Raw genomic sequence first — 18,487 nt, 5'->3', positions numbered from 1 at the left:
TTAACCACAATCGCTTCTATGAACGACCGTAACAATTCCTCTGATTTTTCAACCACAGGTGTATCAGCAAGCAACTTGGGATTAGTTCTGCAACGGGGCGGTGAAGAATTGATACTCGAAAAAGTGCTACACCGCTTCACCGTCCGTTTTGTCACCGACTTTCCTGTGCAACAATTATCTCAGGTTAGTTGGGGTATTTGGCAGGGCAGTATTGCCCAAGCTCATTTAGAAATATATCAGGTTACACCAGACCAGATAGAGGAAGCGATCGCCCAAGCCCGGACTGACCAAAATGTAGCTTTTGCCAGCCACGCTTACACTGTTAAGGATAATCCAGGAACTTTTGTCTATCTGGGCGACCAAATTACAATTCAGTTTGTGTCTAAGCTAGACGCTGACAAAATTACCCTCATCACTTCTGGCTTCAACTTAGTCCAAGACAAAGCAATTGCAGGTTTAACAAATGCCTTTGTATTTTTAGTGAGTAAGCAAGCTACCGAAAATCCCATCAAAATTGCTAATCAGTTGCAAGCCATTCCCGAAGTGTTGGCGGCCGAACCGAATGTCATCATTCAAACAGAAACCCACTACAAGCCCAATGACAACCTTTATCCCCAGCAATGGTATCTCAACCACAATGGCGGAAATGAGTTGGTTCTTGGCTCGCATATCGCCGTAGAACAGGCTTGGGACATTACGCGCGGTGTCCGTTCGGTGGTGGTAGCTGTGGTGGATGATTCTTTTGATTTGAATCATCCAGATTTTCAAGGTAGTGGTAAGATAGTCGCCCCTAGAGATTTACGGGACAATGATTTTTTGCCCTTGCCAAGTGCGAAAGAAACCAGTCATGGTACGGCTTGTGCTGGCATAGCTGTGGCGGAGGAAAATGGTACAGGAATTGTTGGGGTTGCCCCTGGTTGTGCATTCATGCCCATCCGTACTACTGGGTTTCTCGATGACGAATCAATTGAGCAGATATTTAACTGGGCTGTAGAAAAAGGAGCCAGCGTCATCTCATGCAGTTGGGGGGCTTCGGCTGTGTATTTTCCCCTATCCTTGCGCCAAAAAGCTGCTATTACCAGGGCTGCTACCCGTGGACGCAATGGGAAAGGTTGTGTAGTGTTATTTGCGGCTGGTAATGCTAACCGTCCAGTTAGTGGCGCTATTTTTGAGCAAGATTGGCCGGATAATATTTTACAAGGTGTAACAGATTGGCTAAATGGTTTTGGGGTACATCCTGATGTGATGGCTATTGCCGCATCCACCAGTATGAGTAGAAAAGCTGCCTACAGTAATTGGGGAGCTAATATTTGCCTGTGTGCGCCTAGTAACAATGCTTCGCCTGGAATGTCATTCCCTGAGAAAGGTTTTTTATATACACAGCCCAACATCAAGACTAACTTGCTTGGGTTAGGAATGCTGACAACTGATATAGTAGGAGCCGCAGGTTACGATCCTGGTGATTTCACTAACAACTTTGGCGGTACTTCCAGCGCTACGCCTGTTGTGGCTGGAGTAGCAGCCTTGGTTTTATCAGTCAATCCCGATTTGACAGCCCAACAAGTCAAACAAATCCTAGAAACAACGGCAGATAAAATTGTAGACCCTAATCCCGACCCTCAACTAGGTTTAAGCGAAGGTAAATACGATGATAAGGGTCATTCCCAATGGTTTGGTTATGGTAAGGTCAATGCTGCTAGGGCGGTGCAAGTTGCATTCCAACAACAAGGCACACTATTAAGTGTAAGTAGACAAGTAAAACAGGCTAATTCTAACCAGATAGGGATTCCCGATAATAATTTACAAGGGATTAAAAGTGCGATTACGATCTCCGATTCCAGCCCTGTTAAAGATATTCAAGTCGCAGTTAATGTTACTCACGAATTTCTAGGCGATATCGAGATTTATTTAATTGCCCCTAATAATCAACAAGTCTTATTGCAAAATCGTACTTTAGGTAATCGTACCGACTTACAAACAACTTATGGAGTGCGATCGCATCCTATTCTTAAACAATTACTTTTACAACCAGCTAAAGGCAACTGGCAATTATGGATAGTTGACTATTCACCCCAAGATGTAGGCAGACTCAATAGTTGGGAATTAACTTTAGGGATTTAGTTTAGTCAACAGTCAAACAATTTTAGATTTTGGATTGACGATTTTGGATTGACTGCACCCACAAGGGGATGCAGCTTGGAGATTTTGGATTGACGAAGCAGCGCTATTTGTTCCGCCCACTAGGGGCAGGGCTTGAACCAAAAATCATCCAAAATCCAAAATTTAAAATCTAAAATTAGTACGGTCAACAGTTAATTAATAGACTCCGCAAAAGCACGATGACTCACCACCAAGGAATTACTTAAGCGTTGTAAATCCTTGCTTAAATCTTCTGTAAGGCGTTTGGCATTTTGCTTGATTTTACCATTGGTGTAATCTTGAATACTAATTGCCGAGCCGATGTGAATACTAACATCTGTACCCCAGCAAGGATAAGGATGGCTGTAATTGATGCTAATTGGCACTATTTTCACGCCCAAACCTGGATGGCTGAGTTCTGCACTCAAGGCTAAACGGGCTATTCCCGGCTTCAGGGGATGCAGTTTGCCGTCCCGAAAAATATTGCCTTCGGGATAAATAACTAACATTTGTTTTTGTTTGAGTAACTCAACTGCATGGCGGAGGCTAGATACGGCTGGGTGCAGAGTATCTACAGGAAAGCCACCCATGCGACGGACAAACCAACCTTGTAAACCCTGGCATTCATTATTAGAAACCATAAAGTTTAAGTCTCTTCCTGTGACGTAACGTCCAGCAACGTAGGGTATAAGTAAGGAATCCCACCTTGCACGATGAGTTGGAGCTAGAATCACAGGGCCAGTTTTGGGAAGTTGTTCTTGTCCGGTAACGGAGATATGTCCGAAGAAGGATGGCAAAAGAAAATAATTACCAACAAAATACAGAACAGGAGCCAGCCAAGGCGAAACCCGCGACCCAGCTACAGCTACCTGAGACTGAAAGATTTCATTTTGTGGTTTTACTTGACAGGTATGAGAAGACTCAGATAAAAATTCCATCATTTTGGTAGCTGCGAATTACTTGGTAAAATCGGGGTGTCATGTTGACGTAGTACCACCGTAGTTTTTCTTCCGTAATTTGTGTGATGGTAGTTGGACAGTTTCAAGTCTGTCCGTTACTTGTTTTTTATCCGCCGAATTGCAAACCAGTCTTGCAAATGTTGGCGACAGGCTGATTCTAGAATGCCTCCAATAACTCGTAAGTGGTGATTAGAAGCTGCACTATCAGGTATATTTAAAACAGTCCGAATTGCGCCAGTTTTAGTATCGTCCACTCCATAAACAAGTTTGCTCAACCGCCCATGAATAATTGCACCAGCACACATTGGGCAAGGTTCTAGAGTGACGTACATGGTACATTCATGCAGTCGCCAAGTGTTTAAGGTTTGAGCAGCAGCTCTCAACGCCACAATTTCTGCGTGTGCTGTCGGGTCTTGGTCACGTTCTTTACGATTTTCTCCTTGGGCTATCAAGTTACCACTTGCATCGGTAATGACTGCCCCAACGGGAATTTCGCCTGCATCTCCGGCAATTTTTGCTAACTCCAAAGCACGGCTCATCCATTGGCGATACATAAGGTATTCAGGATATTCAGTGAACATAGTATTAATTCAAAACCTAAGTTAAGAAAACTGTACATATAATCTCTAGGGTATTTTTTCAAACTAGAGGAATTTAATTTTATTTCTGGAAAAATATAAGTATTATTTTGTAGCTTGTTCCTAACAATTGCTATCTTCCCTTAAAGAAATGCCATTTTGGCTAGAAGCGATAAAAGTCAAGAGTATTATATTTATTAGCATATTATTAGCGACAAAAATTTTAGGATTAGCATCAAAATAATTGCTTTAGGCATTTACAGCGTAGTGCAGGTAAATGAAGTATATCCCTACTCTTACCAAGGCTACCGTGTACACATAAATTATCTGATCCCCCCTAACCCCCCTTGAAAAAGGGGGGAACTGGAATCAAAGTCCCGCTTTTTAAGGGGGATTGAAACGCTGTTAGACAATTTGATAAATCTTGTGTGTACACCGTGGCTTTACCAAGGTTAGGGTGCGCGATCGCGCGGGTAGAGTCTTTTGTATCTCACATACTCGCTAACTGTTGTAAGAAAAAAGTAATAACAAGTAAATCCTGATTAATTAATCTTGGCAAACCAAAATTTTCTATGAAATCATCATACAAATCTCTGGAAAAGTTTATAGATTCTCCACTTGTAAGTTCTGAAGGATTTACAGATGCTAGTGATGAAGCAGCTTTATTATCTGGTGGTACGACTACATCTATAAAAGCTGTTGCCCAAGATTCTACTACTTTCTCAGAACAGAAATTAGTTAATACCGACACATCATTAATCCTACCGACAGCTAATGTTCAAAGTGATAGATGGTCAACATCTGTACAGACATTAATTGATCAACCGCCTTCATCTCTACCCTATCAACTGATGGCAGGTGGCATGGCATTTTGTATAGCTATTGTTACTTGGGCAAATGTAGGGCATATGGACGAAGTTGGTCAAGCTAGAGGCAGATTAGTTCCTTTAGGAGAGGTGTATAAAGTCCATCCGGCAATTTCTGGTAAGGTTGCTCATGTTTATATTCAAGAAGGGCAGAAAGTTAAATCTGGAGAAGTATTAGCCCAACTAGATCAAGAAATTGCCTTGAATGAATTAGAACGGTTGAAACAAGAATTAACTGCTTATCAAACTCAAGTTATTCAAACACAAGCTTTGATTGATAAAACTCGCTTAGAAGCTAAAATGCAGATGGCGATTCATCAGGCAGAAATTCAAGGACAAAAGGCAACGATCGCTCAAACTATCTCGAAAATTCAAAGCCAAAAAGTAGCGATCGCCCAGGATGAACAAAGAGCAGAAGTCAGCCAAGCGCTGCTGACTCAATTGTATAAAGATGCTAAAGCCCAAGAAGAACGAATACAAAGATTAAAATCTCTGGTAGAACAAGGGGTACTGTCCCAAGAACAACTGTTTCAGGCTCAACAGAATTTGAGCGATCGCCAGCGTACAATCATTCAACAAACTGGCGATATCCAGCAAACTCTGACACAATCCCAACGAGAACAAATGACGCTGCAACAAGTTTTGTCAGAGTCAAAGCGATTACAAGCTGAGTTAACCCAAAAGCAAGCAGAAGGTACAACAATACAGTTACAAGCCCAACAAACTATTCAAAAACTACAAGTACAAAAGACTCAGTTACAAGCTCAAGTCCAACAAACTGGACAACTGATTTTAGAAGCAAAAACTAGGTTAAAACAACTTGCTCTTATCGCTCCTGTGGCTGGTACAGTTTTATCACTCAATGTTCGCAACAGTGGGGAAGTAGTTCAACCAGGACAAACAATAGCTGAATTAGCACCTGAGAATGTACCACTAATTTTAGAAGCCGCTTTACCAACTAAAGAAGCTGGCTTTGTCAAAGTCGGAAACCAAGTCAAAATTAAATTTGATGCTTACCCATATCAAGACTATAGTATTATCCCTGGCAAAGTAATCTCGATTTCACCAAATAGCACAGTTAGTGAAAAAACTGGCGCAGTATATCGAGTAGAAATTGCTATGGAGCGCAACTATGTTAAAGCTAAGAATCAAACAATTAAATTTCAAGCTGGTCAAACTGCTACTGCTGAAATTATCATCCGTCGCCGCCGCATTGCAGATATTTTGCTCGAACCATTAAGAGAATTGCAAGCAGATGGTAACACCTTGTAAAATGTAGTACTTAGATAAAATCCCGCTAATTGATAACGACATGCTTGCTTTGGTCGGTAATAGGTAATGGGAGAAAACAATTACCTATTACCTGTTACCAAACTATTTTAGGTATTAAGCTTATATTCCTATCATTCTATCTATATGATTGAATTTAAAAGTAAATTGATTGCATTCCCAGAAGTAATTACATACCTCAAAAATAATCTGCAACTCAAAGGATTATGCAGTCAGATATTACAGCAAAAGATTATTAATCAAGCTGCCGCAGACAGAAATATCCAAATAACACCAGAAGAAATTCAAATAGAAGCTGAGAAACTACGTTATGAAAAACGTTTATTTAAAGCTAGTGACACTTTAGGATGGTTAGCTGATAATTTAATTTCCTCTGACGAATGGGAAGCAGGAATCCGTAATCATCTTTTAAGTAAGAGATTAGCAGAACATTTATTCGGCAAAGAGGTAGAAAGATATTTTTGGGAAAATAAACTTAATTACGATCAAGTTGTCCTTTATCAAATAATTCTGCCTGAGCAAAACTCTGCCCAAGAGATTTACTACCAAATAGAAGAAGGTGAACTTAGTTTTTATGAAGCGGCTCATCTTTATGATGTTGATGAAACACGCAGAAATCGTTGTGGTTATGAAGGTAAATTGTACCGTTGGAGTTTCGAGCCAGATGTAGCCGCAATTATATTTAATGCTCAACCAAAAGAATTACTAGTCCCGATGAGAGTTAATCATAGCAGTTGTATTTTCATGGTGGAAGATTTTATTTCTGCTACATTAACACCTGAGATATATCAAGAAATTTTACATAAAATGTTTCAGGAATGGTTACTAGCGGAGTTAAATTATATGCTATATGCTTAATAGGAAAAGAGATGGCGATCGCCATCTCTCTTTATGGGAAAAATATTCAAATTATAATATTTTTTGTTCAATCAGCAAGGTTCATTATTTTTTATATGCTTTCTCTTTATTCCCAACATAATTACACTCCAACTTAAAATCACTCCTGACAACATAGAAGGCGTAGGGGTGGAAACTCTAGCTTCAGTTGAATTGAATGCTACTAAAGCTACAGTAGTTTTATTATTAAAGTAGTGGTTTAAAGAGCCTTCAAAATTTGATGTGTAAAATTCTTGTGATTCACTTAAATCATAGTTACTGAATGCGCTAAATTCGACATTACTACTGTTTTGATATGTAAGACTATCATTATCTCCTGTTGTTAAATTACCGTTAACTTGGAAATAGTCCAATATCTTGTTATTAGCAAGATTAATTAAAGCAAAACCAAGATTACCATTTACACTTGCACCTTCCTGGCGTGGATTATTTGTTAAGGTTGCTAAGTTTAGCTCACCTGAGAAATTAAAAGAAAAATTTTTATCTGCCTCAAAAATACCTTGTATTGTAGCTTTACTACGTCCTAAACCTATGGAATCTTTGTTTTCACCAAAGACTTGAGTAGAAGTGATACTATATCCTACTGGTGGCGTAACCCCAAGATAAGCGATCGCATCAGCTTTAGTAGCTACATCACCACCATTAAAAATCGATGTAACGTTAGTATCTGCGTTAGTAAAAGTACTTGAAGGGCTTTGACTAAAGTTAGTAAAAAGTAAACTTCCTTGAGACAAAGCAATAGTAGCAGCTTGGCTAGGTGAAGTTAATAAAACTGAACTAGCTAGCCAAGATGTAGTCAGTAATAAGAAGTGGTGTGTAAATCCTAAATATCTCTGCATACAATCCTCAATGAAGCTGGTAGAGCGATCACAAAATCTAATATTCAGTTAGAAAAAATGCGCCAAATCTATTAGCAGCGTAGTTGGGAAATAAGAAACCACTGAAAACTCGTAAATATTGAGTGTGCAGTGGTTTCTTATTACTAATCTGCTGTCATCAATTCTGATGCTGTGAGTTAGTTTTTAGTAAGTGTTACCCTTGGGCTACAAAAGTCTATAGCGCTTTAACACTTACTATAAAACTATTTTCAACTTGCATTTTCCCTTAACATTCTAGTAGGCTATTAACCAATTCAAACATAGGTATAGATTGCTTTAACTATAATTTAACAAGAAAATCTCATACCTGTATAAGCATTTTTTTGGAATTTATAGATTGCAATCTATAAGGCTGAAGCTTTCAAAACCTATTTTGAATTAACTAAAAAGCTCTGTTAATTACACGAGCAGAAGTACTACTAGCGAAGGAGCCTCCCAAGTAATCAGCTACAGCTACGGTATCAAAGAAGCTCTACTAATTACAGCAGCAGAAGTACTACTAGCGAAGGAGCCTCCCAAGTAATCAGATACAGTTACGGTGTCAGCCTTGGTGTAAGAGCGGGTAGGAAAGAAAGTGAAATTGCGAGTTTGAGCCTTAGCACCAGCAGCAGCAGAGTTGTTGGTAGGATCATCAGGAGGGTTAATAACAGTAGTGAAGGTATTGGTAGTATCAAAATCGATACTAATAAAATCATTTTGGTAGTAGGTATAGGGAGGTACTAAACCACCTTGAACATTAGCAACTTCAACAACTTCTAAAATTTCTAAATCAGAAATAATCATTGTTTTCTCCTATGAATAGTAGCCGATCATTGGGAACTTTGCTGTAACCGTTTTTTGTTTGGTTACATTTATCAAGATAAAGCATTTTTTATTAGAGTCAATATGTTTAGACCAAATTACTGCCATTTTGGCTGGAACAAATTTGGAGGCACGAAAAAATAATGATTTCAGTAAATAAGATGTTTTTTTAAGAGGATAAATGAAAGTTTTTGCCAAATTGGCGATACGCTTATAAGCCAATTTGCTATGATGCTTTGCTTGAGAGTATTTATATTTTTAATCAATAAACAATAGATACAAATCAAACTTAAAATCAGGACAATTTTTATATTTTTGTAGAATAAATAAACTTATAAACTAATTTGTAAATCTAAATGATTGCCAATTTAAAAGCATTTGATGTTGGTTGTAATCACAAATACATAATTATTCTGGTGTAAAACATTATGAAACAAACATTAGGAACTGAAAAAAATAACTTTTTAGTACAGTCTGACAACGATCGCCAAACATTATCCGATATTCTTTTGAGTTGGTTGCCAGTTAATAGCGAGTTAGTACGGAACTTGTCTCCAGCCTTTGAAATCCGAGACTTTAACCTTGGTGATGAGCTTTTTCATGAAGCACAAAAAGGTTGTTACATTATTTGTCACGGTAAGGTGCGACTGATTAGCTGGAATGCAACCTTACAAAAAGAAGTAGCAGCTTCATTATTAGAATTTGGAGAAACTTATGGTGCAGATGAACTATTCACCGATGAACCTATAGCTTATCGTGCGATCGCAGCTAGTGCAGGTAAGGTGGCTTTTATCCCTACCGCCAAACTCAAACAGTGGTGTGATGAGTTGCCGCAACTGCTAGACTACTTAAGCCGTATGACTGCGATTCGACAAACTCTGCTATTCTTCAAAACGGCTGTTGATGTGCAGAAGGTAACAGATAAGCAATCACGTCCCAAACTTTCCAGCCATACCCTCAAAGAATTTGTACTTGATCTAGTAGAAGTAAAAGTTAGTGCTGGTTCAGTCTTGTCTGAGTCAACTCCCGGTGATGCGGGACGTTTCTGGTTGCGTAGTGGAGAAATTCATAGTTTAGAAAATTCATCAGCACCTTTCCCCAATGTCGGTAACAGTTGGGGATATCCTGAACAAGTACCAGCTGATTGGATTGCCAAAACAGATTTAGTTATTTATAAACTAGCGATCGCACATTGGCAGAAAGCTCAAGCTATTGTTCCGCAACTATTGGGCGTATCTTCCGAGCAGATGATTACAGATAAAGCTCAACGCCGCAAACATCCCGTAGCAAGTACACCCAAAACCAATCTGCAAACGCCATCTGCAAAAGCCCAGTCTAATGTCATCACCTTTCCCCTACCCAGTCCACAACGCCGTCCCTTGTTTGGACAGCGTTATCCATTCATTCAGCAGCAGAGTACGTCTGATTGCGGGCCAGCTTGCTTGGCGATGATCTCTCGTTACTGGGGGAAAAAGTTTAGTATTAATGTGCTGCGAAATATCGCCAATGTTGGTCGTAGCGGAGCTTCCCTCAAAAGTTTAGCAACCGCCGCAGAAAGTATAGGTTTTCAAGCTAGGCCAGTACGAGCTAGTTTAAACCGTATAGCCAATCAAAAACATCCTTGGATTGCCCACTGGCAAGGCGATCATTATGTAGTTGTTTATGGGGTGCGAAAAAATTGCGTTATTGTTGCTGACCCGGCTATTGGGCGTAAAAAGCTCAAACTCAAAGATTTTCAAGCAGGTTGGACTGGATATGCACTGCTACTAACGCCTACGTCACAATTCCAATCTGTACAATCTGCCAAACCATCTTTAAGACGATTTTGGGGAGCGTTTTTACCTTACCGTTCATTGCTACTACCTATTATCATTGCTTCTTTGCTCCTGCAAATTTTTGGTTTGATAACTCCCCTATTAACTCAAATCATTCTCGACCAAGTAGTAGTGCATAAAAGTCTCAGCACTCTACATATCTTCATCATCGGTTCGTTGGTATTTAGTATTTGGCGCATTGGTTTGGGAAGCATTCGCCAATATATGCTCGACTATTTCTCGAACCGAGTGGACTTGAGTTTGATTACTGGCTTTATTACTCATACTCTCAATTTACCGCTTCAGTTTTTTGCTACCCGCCATGTAGGCGATATTATTACCCGTGTTCAAGAAAACCAAAAAATTCAGGTGTTTCTCACACGACAAGCAGTAGCAGCTTGGCTGGATGCACTGACAGCAGTTGTCTATGTCGGACTTATGGCATATTACAACTTGCAATTAACTTTTTTAGTGTTGGCACTATTGCCACCAATTATTTTGTTAACAGTAATTGCTAGTCCAATTTTACGTCAGGTATCGCGGGAAATTTTTAATGAATCTGCCAAGCAAAACTCGTCATTAGTAGAAATGCTCACAGGAGTTGCTACAGTTAAAGCCGCAGCCGCCGAACGTGAATTGCGCTGGCGCTGGGAAGACCACTTTACAAGTACAGTTAATGCCAAATTTCGTGGTCAAAAACTGGCAATTATCCTACAAGTAATTAGCGGATTAATTAATACATTAGGTAGTACAGCTTTGCTGTGGTATTCAGCAACATTAGTAATTCAAGACCAACTCAGCATAGGTCAATTAGTGGCTTTTAATATGCTGATTGGTAATGTAATTGGCCCTGTTTTATCACTTGTCAGTCTTTGGGATGAATTTCAAGAAGTTTTAGTTTCTGTAGAGCGTTTAGATGATATTTTCAACACTCAACCAGAAGAAATTGCGGAAAATTCGATGTTGGTTCTACCGCCAATTCGAGGCGAAGTAAAATTTGAAAATGTAAATTTTCGTTATAGTGCAGATGATGACCGCAATATCTTACAAAATCTCTCTTTTGTAGTACAACCAGGCCAAACTATTGCGATTGTTGGACGTAGCGGTTCTGGTAAAAGTACCTTAGTAAATCTATTGCAAGGTTTATACTATCCTACTAGTGGCAAAATTTTAGTAGATGGGCATGATATCCGTCATGTTTCGCCCCAATCTTTGCGTCGGCAATTGGGGGTTGTGCCACAAGAATGCTTCTTATTTTCTGGTACAATTCTCGAAAATATCACCCTATATCGTCCAGAATATAGTTTAGAACAGGTCATTGAAGTCAGCAAGCTGGCAGAAGCACATGCTTTTATTCAAACTTTACCTCTAGGCTACAACACCACAGTCGGTGAGCGTGGTTCTAGCCTTTCTGGAGGACAAAGACAAAGAATTGCGATCGCGCGTGCTATTTTAAGTAATCCCCGCATTCTCATATTAGATGAAGCAACCAGCTCCTTAGACACCGAATCAGAACGTCGTTTTCAACAAAATCTCCGCCGCATTAGTCGCGTCAATGAAACCGAGGCTCGTACTACTTTTATTATTGCTCACCGTCTCTCAACCGTACGTAATGCCGACCATATTATCGTACTAGATAAAGGTGTGATTGCTGAACAAGGCACTCACGAAGAACTAATGTCACTTCAAGGACTTTACTATCATCTGACAAAGCAGCAAATTGATATATAAATCATGATATGGTAATCCTACTTGATGTGTAAAAATTAGTGAGTTTCAGACCCCCGACTTCTTTAAGAAGTTGGGGATTTTGTTATTCACAAATGATTTAGGATTGCTATACAAGGGCAGTCAATATAAAAGCCACACAATATTTATCTTGTCAATTGGTAAACTTTGAACTAGTTTTTAACTGAGCGGCTCTTATTCTTAAACACACCATAGTTACTGCTGTAAATGAGATGCCAAGTAAAATATTTTTCATACTAAAATCCTTACCGCTCTCACTTACTAAAATACTTTCTAGCATTAAAGAAGGGATGAATATTCCACTATAAAAAAGAACTCGATAAAATATTAATCTTTTTTGAGCCAGCAAAGTTATAATGCTTAAGCCTATGCCTAAAGGGATGAAGCTAAGTGCATAGTAAAAAATACGTTGCTCTTTAGGAATTAAATCTAGCAAGTTAAAAGAGTAAAAGTTATTTAATTTGTCTACATAGACTTGGACAGTACCTCTAGCATAGGTAATAATAATCTGATGAAGATAAGTATCTGTAAATATATTAGGTATATTTAACTTTATTTCTGTTCCATTTTCTCCTGTGAGTGGTGTCCGTAAACGCAAATCTAGACTATTACCTTGTTGTCCTAGCGTTAAATTGCGGCGTAAAGAACTATCAGAAATAGATATAATCCGCGCCGGCCCTTTTTGGTCTAAATTGGTAGTAGCGATCGCAGCACTAATAGTAAACTCAGAGGTCTGACTAATTCTGTGGCTGAGAGTAGACACAGGAGCAGATGTTTTCAACCAACTATTTGCATTTAAAAATACTCCCTGGCTTTGAGGTATACTAACAGGCTGTCCTTGCCATAAGAGTTCGGGCTGATTTCCTGTTTTGTCTTGATAGCAACATTTACCACTTAGTTCATAGTGAGCTACTAAAGATTTACCCAATTGATTCAAGTAACTTGGGTTAGATAACCCGTGTGATGCTTCATTTTTAGATATAGCTTGATCAGCAATATAAATTTCGGAAACATAGCCTTGCCAATGTCTATTTCCTCTAACTTCATTGCCTATACTTAAGTAATAATTGGTATGCCAATTACTTAAATTGTTTGCATTTTGCCATAAAATAGAAATAAATAATGTCAAAAGTAGATATGCGATGAAACAGCAAACTATCTGTTTACGTGATTGATTAGCTTGACTTATTTTTAGATTTTTAATTGTGCTGCTAAAACTTTGAGGATTCCAGATATAAAAGCAAACAAACCCGAATAATCCCCCCAATGTATTATTGAATAAATCAGCAGGAGTAGGGCTTCTGGAAGGTAAGAATATCTGCAAAATTTCTACTGTTAGCGATAAGCCAAAACTAAACAGAATAACTAAACCAAGCTTGACTATACTTTTCTTGCTTGATTTTAACAACAAACTAGTAAAACTAAAACCCAAAGGTATAAATAATATAATATTGTTTACCTGATCCTGAAAATTGCTGGAATGATTAAAATTAGCAATAATTTCTGCTAATGAAAATAATTGAATTTTAGAAAAATTGAAAGGATAAAGCGTAGCTATTAATATAACTAACGTTGTGAATATCAAAGATAAGAGATTATATTTTGACGTAGGTTTCTGGTTTTTAACCATAAGGAATTACAGTCACAGATAATAGTTAGTAATTAATACTCAATCTGGCAGATACTCCCAAGGTTCCTTCTAATATTATTTGAATAAAAAATATTCTGCTAAGGCTTATGTATTTTTTATATATAGATATTATAAATAAACTGTAAATGTAGTTATGTATACTTAAAAGAGGTGTTTTAATTTCGTGAGCCATAAACCTCATGTAAGCAGATACAAAATAGTGTTATTTCTTATATGCAGGCAAGGAATTTCTTGATAAATTCAGTAATTTCTCTGAGTTGATTTTCCTAGAGCTTCAAAAAATTTTGCATATAATTAATGCGTAATATTTACTACATATAGTTGTCGATCGCCATTTACAATGCCATAAAGAAAAGGTAAAGACTATCTGTATACTCTTTACCCACATAACTTTGTGTTCCCAACACCCAGGATAGACATAACAAACCCATGACTGAACTGACTTTACGCCTACAACAAGGAGATGCGGAAACAACTGTTACCGTGAATCAGAATGTATTCACAATTGGGCGATTACCAGAATGTAATTTATACTTACCCTATGGTGGAATTTCTCGCAAGCACGCCCAACTGGTAAAGCAAGCTGATGGTAAATGGGTAATTGAAGACTTGGGTAGTAAAAATGGGACACAGGTTAATCAAAATATTGTTTCCCATCCCCAGCCGTTACAGCATGGTGATGTAATTTGGTTGGGGAATGTGAATTTAGTTGTGCTGTTTCAAACTCCATCTAAACCAGCAGCGACTAAGCACATACACGTTGAAGAAAGTGGTGAACAGAGAACGATTTTCCGTAGCGCCAAACAACTACAACAACAATGGATAGAATCTAATAGTGATGATGGTGATATCGGCAATAAAAATAAAACAATTGCCAGACTAAAAGATTTAGTAGATATTGCCAAAAATCTTAGTGCAGCCGCATCTATTGAAGAAATTTTTTCCCAGGTGCAACAAGTTATATTCCGCTACCTCAGTAGTATTGACCGCTTGGCGCTATTAATTGATGTTAGTGGTTCTGGTCATTTAGAGTTAGTGAATGCAGGTACAAGAGACAAAACTCAACAAAAATATTTACTGGCTGATGGTAGTTGGATTAGTCGTAGTATTTGTCAAAAGGTATTTGAAGAAAAAATTGTTATTCAAACTGCTGATACTCACAAAGACGAGCGTTTTTCTAGTGAACACAGCATATTACTTAAAGGTATTCGTAGCGCTATGGCCGTACCTTTATGGGACGAAACCAAAGTTGTAGGCGTGCTTTATGCTGATGCTCATTTATCTTCTTATCATTGGGAAAGAGATGGTGAAGAAGAACTCAGCTTTTTTTCGGCTTTAGCCAACTTGGTAGCTTCTAGTGTCCAACGCTGGTTATTAGCAGAGAAATTGAAAACTGAAGAAGTAATTCGTCATCGTTTAGAACGTTATCATTCCCCGGCTGTTGTGCAGCAGCTAATCTCCGTTGGTGGTTCACCAGATGGACGTTTACCACCAGCAGAAAGCGAAATTAGTATTTTGTTTGCTGACTTAGTTGGGTTTACAGCTATTTCTGAGAAATTAACACCAACTGCGATCGCCGAATTATTGAATAATCTATTTGAGGAGATGTTGCAAGAAGTCTTTGCCCGTGGCGGTACGTTAGATAAATACATCGGTGATTGTATCATGGCATTTTTTGGCGCTCCCGAACCCCAAGCCGACCACGCCGACCGCGCCACGGCTGCGGCTAAAGCTATGCTTACCCGCATGGAACATCTCAACGCCAACGGCTTCTGGCATGAACCGCTACAATTACGCATCGCTATTAACAGTGGTAAAGCCGTTGTTGGTGATGTTGGTAGTTCCCAAAGGATAGAGTACACAGCATTAGGTGGAACAATTAATTTAGCTGCACGTATGGAAGGAGTTTGTCCACCTAGTGAGTGCGTCATTAGCGAAGCTACATATCAATTACTTTCAGAGCCTTATGATTTTCAAGAAATGGGAGATTATCGCTTTAAAGGTATTGATAGATTAGTTAAGGTTTATCAGACAAAATTACAACAAGTTACTACGCTTATTGGTTACTAATTACGTTGTTTCTCTAATCAATATATTTCTCTGTGCCTCTGTGGTTAACTAATCTACTCTTATTTAATCGAGCGATCGCACTCATGTAGAATATTTCCATCGTCCTTAGATTAGCTCATGACTAGGTTTCCCTACGACCAGTTCGCCAAAGATTACCTTACAGAATTGTTACAACCGTTGGGACAAGTAGAAACAAGTCGTAAAGTCCCATCAGAAGTAAGAGAAATCGATGTTTATTTCGCGCCGTCAGCCCAATCAACAAGCGATACAATACAAATAGGACTGCTGGGAAAAATTGCGACGAAACCCGCCTTAATTGAACCATTTAGAAATGCGGCTACAATTACAGAAATTCGTAGCTGTATGAACAAATTATTTGATGTCTTTGCACAAATTAAGCGTCAAACTAAAGGTGACGAGAAACCACTTGACGAATCAGCATTACCAATGCTATGGATTTTATCACCGACTGCTTCTGATTCTATATTAAATGGTTTTAGAGCTAGTATAGATGAAGAAAACTGGGGAGGAGGAGTACATTTTTTAGGAGATTATCTACGAACCGTAATAGTAGCAATTCATCAATTACCGCGTACACAAGAAACATTATGGTTGAGAATTTTAGGTAAGGGTAGAGTACAGAAACAAGCAATAGATGAATTGGAAGCATTACCTAACAACCATCCACTACGTGCCAAAGCAATTGATTTACTATTGAGTTTAAAGACAACCTTAGAAGTAAATCAAAACACAGACCAGGAGGATAGAGATTTAATTATGCGGTTATCAGCTATTTACGAGCAAAAACTAGCCGAAGCTAAACAAGAAGGTCTTCGTGAAGGACTCCAGGAAGGTATACGTGAAGGACTCCAGGAAGGTATACAAGCAGGACATCGCCAAGTGATAGAAAACCTCTTACAAGTAAGATTTGGCATTTTAGATGCAGAGTTAATCGCTATTATTGAGCCTTTACTACTATTAACACCACAAGAATTTACTCCTTTATTACTGCAATTATCAAGAGAGGAGTTATTAGAAAGATTTCGTTAATAAAATTATTTGGTATTTAAAAATTTAATTATGCGGTTATCAGCTACTTACGAGCAAAAACTATCAGAAGCTAAACAAGAAGGTTTTCGTAAAGGATTCCAGGAAGGTATACAAACCGAACGTCGCCAAGTCATAGAAAATATCTTACAAGTAAGATTTGGCACTTTAGATGCAGAGTTAATCGCTATTATTGAGCCTTTACTACTATTAACGCCACAAGAGTATATTCCCTTATTACTGCAATTATCCAGACAGGAGTTATTAGGAAGATTTCGTTAATAAAATCATTTGATAATTTATTTATGGTTAGTAATTAGTAATATATAACCTGAGATTTTTACCTATAAAAACCAGATTCAACTACGTAAGTTTAGTGAGTAATGCCCAGCAAACTTACGATAAATGCTCACGCATACTTAATTTTTAGGAAATATTGCTAAATCGGTGTCTGGGTCGAAAAAGTGAAGTTTATCTGCGGTTAATGATAACCAAAGCTGTTCACCCACACTCACAAGTCTGTCTGGGGGAACTCTTACTTGTAGAGGCTTAACAGGTTGAGTAGATCGAAATTCAGTTTCATTTAGCGCCACAGTAATAAAAGAATCATTACCTAAGTTTTCTACTAAATCTACTTGTACTGGTAAATTCTTAGTTGCGGGTACACTGACAACTAAATGTTCTGGACGAATACCTAAAATCAAGGTTCGCCCATCATACTTTTGCAGCACACTTGCCCAAATATCGGGAAGGGTGAGTCTAAATTGAGAATGAGTAATTAATAACGGGGCGTGAAACTCTACGGGAATAAAATTCATTGGGGGTGTACCAATGAACTCAGCGACAAAGCGATTTGCAGGATGATTGTATAATTCTAGGGGAGAAGCTACTTGTTGAATTTGCCCTTGATTCATAATGGCGATACGATCGCCCATTGTCATCGCTTCTGTTTGGTCGTGGGTAACATATATCGTAGTTGTACCCAGTTGGCGTTGTAATTTGACAATTTGAGCGCGAGTTTCTGCCCTTAACTTCGCATCTAGGTTAGAAAGGGGTTCATCCATTAAGAATACTTGAGGATTACGCGCGATCGCCCTTCCTAACGCTACCCGTTGTCTTTGTCCCCCAGATAATTGTTTAGGTAAGCGATGCAGTAAAGTTTCTATTTGTAACAATTGCGCTACAGACCGCACTTGCTGATCAACTTCCCGTTCCTTATCAGAAACATAACGCAGTCCTTTAGGTAACTTCCTGGTCGCACCCACTATGATATTTTCCGCCCAAGGAGGGAGTTGGGAGTTCTGCGTTTGGCTTGCTGGTTCTTCTGATTGAGAACGGCGGCGTAAACCGAAGGCGATATTGTCATACACCGTCATGTGGGGATAGAGGGCGTAATTTTGAAACACCATAGCAATATCGCGTTCTTTTGGTGGTAAATCATTCACCAAGCGATCGCCTACCCAAATATTACCACCAGTCATCACCTCTAACCCCGCAATTAACCGCAGCAGGGTGCTTTTACCACAACCAGAAGGCCCCACCAGCACCATAAATTCCCCATCAGGAATCGTCAGGTTAATCCGGCGTAAAACATTAACGGTTCCTGCTGGTTCTGTATCAGTCTTACCTTGTGAATTAGCACTTTCCCCTCTGCGGGAGGGAAAACTCTTGTAAACGTTTTCTAAAACAACTTGCGCCACGGTATTTTTAATAGTCATTAGTCATTAGTCATTGGTCATTGGTCATTG

General features: G+C 38.8%; 13 protein-coding genes. 7 read left to right on the top strand and 6 right to left on the bottom strand.

Features of this window, described 5'->3' with window-relative positions:
• Window positions 1–18: 18 nt before the first annotated feature.
• Window positions 19–2,121 (top strand): S8 family serine peptidase, encoded by a 2,103-nt coding sequence (locus NSMS1_RS10805; RefSeq protein ID WP_224093092.1) that lies wholly within the window; start codon window positions 19–21, stop codon window positions 2,119–2,121.
• 191 nt (window positions 2,122–2,312) lie between these two features.
• Here NSMS1_RS10805 and NSMS1_RS10800 read toward each other — a convergent pair whose 3' ends face one another.
• Together NSMS1_RS10800 and tadA are read right to left on the bottom strand one after the other, a co-directional pair.
• Entirely contained in the window at window positions 2,313–3,080 is a 768-nt protein-coding gene (locus NSMS1_RS10800) for a lysophospholipid acyltransferase family protein (protein WP_224093091.1), read from the bottom strand.
• 113 nt (window positions 3,081–3,193) lie between these two features.
• The gene (gene tadA / locus NSMS1_RS10795) at window positions 3,194–3,679 is read right to left on the bottom strand and encodes a tRNA adenosine(34) deaminase TadA (protein ID WP_224093090.1); all 486 of its coding nucleotides are present in this window, start codon (window positions 3,677–3,679) and stop codon (window positions 3,194–3,196) included.
• A 569-nt stretch (window positions 3,680–4,248) separates the two neighbouring features.
• Here tadA and NSMS1_RS10790 point away from each other — a divergent pair.
• Both NSMS1_RS10790 and NSMS1_RS10785 read left to right on the top strand, forming a co-directional pair.
• A complete protein-coding gene (locus NSMS1_RS10790) occupies window positions 4,249–5,814 on the top strand; it encodes an HlyD family efflux transporter periplasmic adaptor subunit (protein ID WP_224093089.1) in 1,566 nt (521 codons plus the stop codon).
• 144 nt (window positions 5,815–5,958) lie between these two features.
• On the top strand, window positions 5,959–6,690 hold the full coding sequence (locus NSMS1_RS10785; protein ID WP_224093088.1) for a peptidylprolyl isomerase: 732 nt from the start codon (window positions 5,959–5,961) through the stop codon (window positions 6,688–6,690).
• A 71-nt stretch (window positions 6,691–6,761) separates the two neighbouring features.
• Here the strand turns inward: NSMS1_RS10785 and NSMS1_RS10780 are convergent, their stop codons facing one another.
• Complete coding sequence (locus NSMS1_RS10780; RefSeq protein WP_224093086.1) at window positions 6,762–7,568, bottom strand: hypothetical protein; 807 nt, start codon at window positions 7,566–7,568, stop codon at window positions 6,762–6,764.
• A 492-nt stretch (window positions 7,569–8,060) separates the two neighbouring features.
• A complete protein-coding gene (locus tag NSMS1_RS10775; protein WP_224093084.1) occupies window positions 8,061–8,390 on the bottom strand; it encodes a hypothetical protein in 330 nt (109 codons plus the stop codon).
• Window positions 8,391–8,836: 446 nt separating this feature from the next.
• Here NSMS1_RS10775 and NSMS1_RS10770 point away from each other — a divergent pair, with 446 nt between their 5' ends.
• Window positions 8,837–11,953, top strand: coding sequence for an ABC transporter transmembrane domain-containing protein (locus tag NSMS1_RS10770; protein ID WP_224093081.1), 3,117 nt, complete (start codon window positions 8,837–8,839; stop codon window positions 11,951–11,953).
• Between the two features lie 151 nt (window positions 11,954–12,104).
• Here NSMS1_RS10770 and NSMS1_RS10765 read toward each other — a convergent pair whose 3' ends face one another.
• Window positions 12,105–13,601 (bottom strand): VanZ family protein, encoded by a 1,497-nt coding sequence (locus NSMS1_RS10765; protein ID WP_224093079.1) that lies wholly within the window; start codon window positions 13,599–13,601, stop codon window positions 12,105–12,107.
• Window positions 13,602–14,051: 450 nt separating this feature from the next.
• Between NSMS1_RS10765 and NSMS1_RS10760 the strand changes: the two genes are divergently transcribed.
• The 3 genes from NSMS1_RS10760 to NSMS1_RS10750 all read left to right on the top strand — a co-directional run bounded on the left by NSMS1_RS10760 (window position 14,052) and on the right by NSMS1_RS10750 (window position 17,021).
• Window positions 14,052–15,692: an adenylate/guanylate cyclase domain-containing protein gene (locus NSMS1_RS10760; protein ID WP_224093077.1), complete on the top strand. Its 1,641-nt coding sequence runs from the start codon at window positions 14,052–14,054 to the stop codon at window positions 15,690–15,692.
• A 117-nt stretch (window positions 15,693–15,809) separates the two neighbouring features.
• Entirely contained in the window at window positions 15,810–16,742 is a 933-nt protein-coding gene (locus NSMS1_RS10755; protein ID WP_224093075.1) for a hypothetical protein, read from the top strand.
• A 30-nt stretch (window positions 16,743–16,772) separates the two neighbouring features.
• Entirely contained in the window at window positions 16,773–17,021 is a 249-nt protein-coding gene (locus NSMS1_RS10750; protein ID WP_224093073.1) for a hypothetical protein, read from the top strand.
• A gap of 137 nt (window positions 17,022–17,158) precedes the next feature.
• Here the strand turns inward: NSMS1_RS10750 and NSMS1_RS10745 are convergent, their stop codons facing one another.
• The gene (locus NSMS1_RS10745) at window positions 17,159–18,439 is read right to left on the bottom strand and encodes an ABC transporter ATP-binding protein (RefSeq protein WP_224095194.1); all 1,281 of its coding nucleotides are present in this window, start codon (window positions 18,437–18,439) and stop codon (window positions 17,159–17,161) included.
• Between the last annotated feature and the right edge of the window lie 48 nt (window positions 18,440–18,487).

Origin of the sequence: Nostoc sp. MS1 (assembly GCF_019976755.1) — a bacterium.
GTDB lineage: Bacteria > Cyanobacteriota > Cyanobacteriia > Cyanobacteriales > Nostocaceae > Trichormus.
Note: the sequence above shows the minus strand (reverse complement) of the source record. Positions and strands in the feature narration are given on the sequence as shown.

Bases quoted from the DNA above. Each gene is read 5' to 3' on its own strand.
- NSMS1_RS10765 (WP_224093079.1), bottom strand. From the start codon at position 13,601: ATGGTTAAAAACCAGAAACCTACGTCAAAATATAATCTCTTATCTTTG.
- NSMS1_RS10770 (WP_224093081.1), top strand. From the start codon at position 8,837: ATGAAACAAACATTAGGAACTGAAAAAAATAACTTTTTAGTACAGTCT.
- NSMS1_RS10780 (WP_224093086.1), bottom strand. From the start codon at position 7,568: ATGCAGAGATATTTAGGATTTACACACCACTTCTTATTACTGACTACA.
- tadA (WP_224093090.1), bottom strand. From the start codon at position 3,679: ATGTTCACTGAATATCCTGAATACCTTATGTATCGCCAATGGATGAGC.
- NSMS1_RS10755 (WP_224093075.1), top strand. From the start codon at position 15,810: ATGACTAGGTTTCCCTACGACCAGTTCGCCAAAGATTACCTTACAGAA.
- NSMS1_RS10750 (WP_224093073.1), top strand. From the start codon at position 16,773: ATGCGGTTATCAGCTACTTACGAGCAAAAACTATCAGAAGCTAAACAA.
- NSMS1_RS10760 (WP_224093077.1), top strand. From the start codon at position 14,052: ATGACTGAACTGACTTTACGCCTACAACAAGGAGATGCGGAAACAACT.
- NSMS1_RS10800 (WP_224093091.1), bottom strand. From the start codon at position 3,080: ATGATGGAATTTTTATCTGAGTCTTCTCATACCTGTCAAGTAAAACCA.
- NSMS1_RS10785 (WP_224093088.1), top strand. From the start codon at position 5,959: ATGATTGAATTTAAAAGTAAATTGATTGCATTCCCAGAAGTAATTACA.
- NSMS1_RS10790 (WP_224093089.1), top strand. From the start codon at position 4,249: ATGAAATCATCATACAAATCTCTGGAAAAGTTTATAGATTCTCCACTT.
- NSMS1_RS10805 (WP_224093092.1), top strand. From the start codon at position 19: ATGAACGACCGTAACAATTCCTCTGATTTTTCAACCACAGGTGTATCA.
- NSMS1_RS10775 (WP_224093084.1), bottom strand. From the start codon at position 8,390: ATGATTATTTCTGATTTAGAAATTTTAGAAGTTGTTGAAGTTGCTAAT.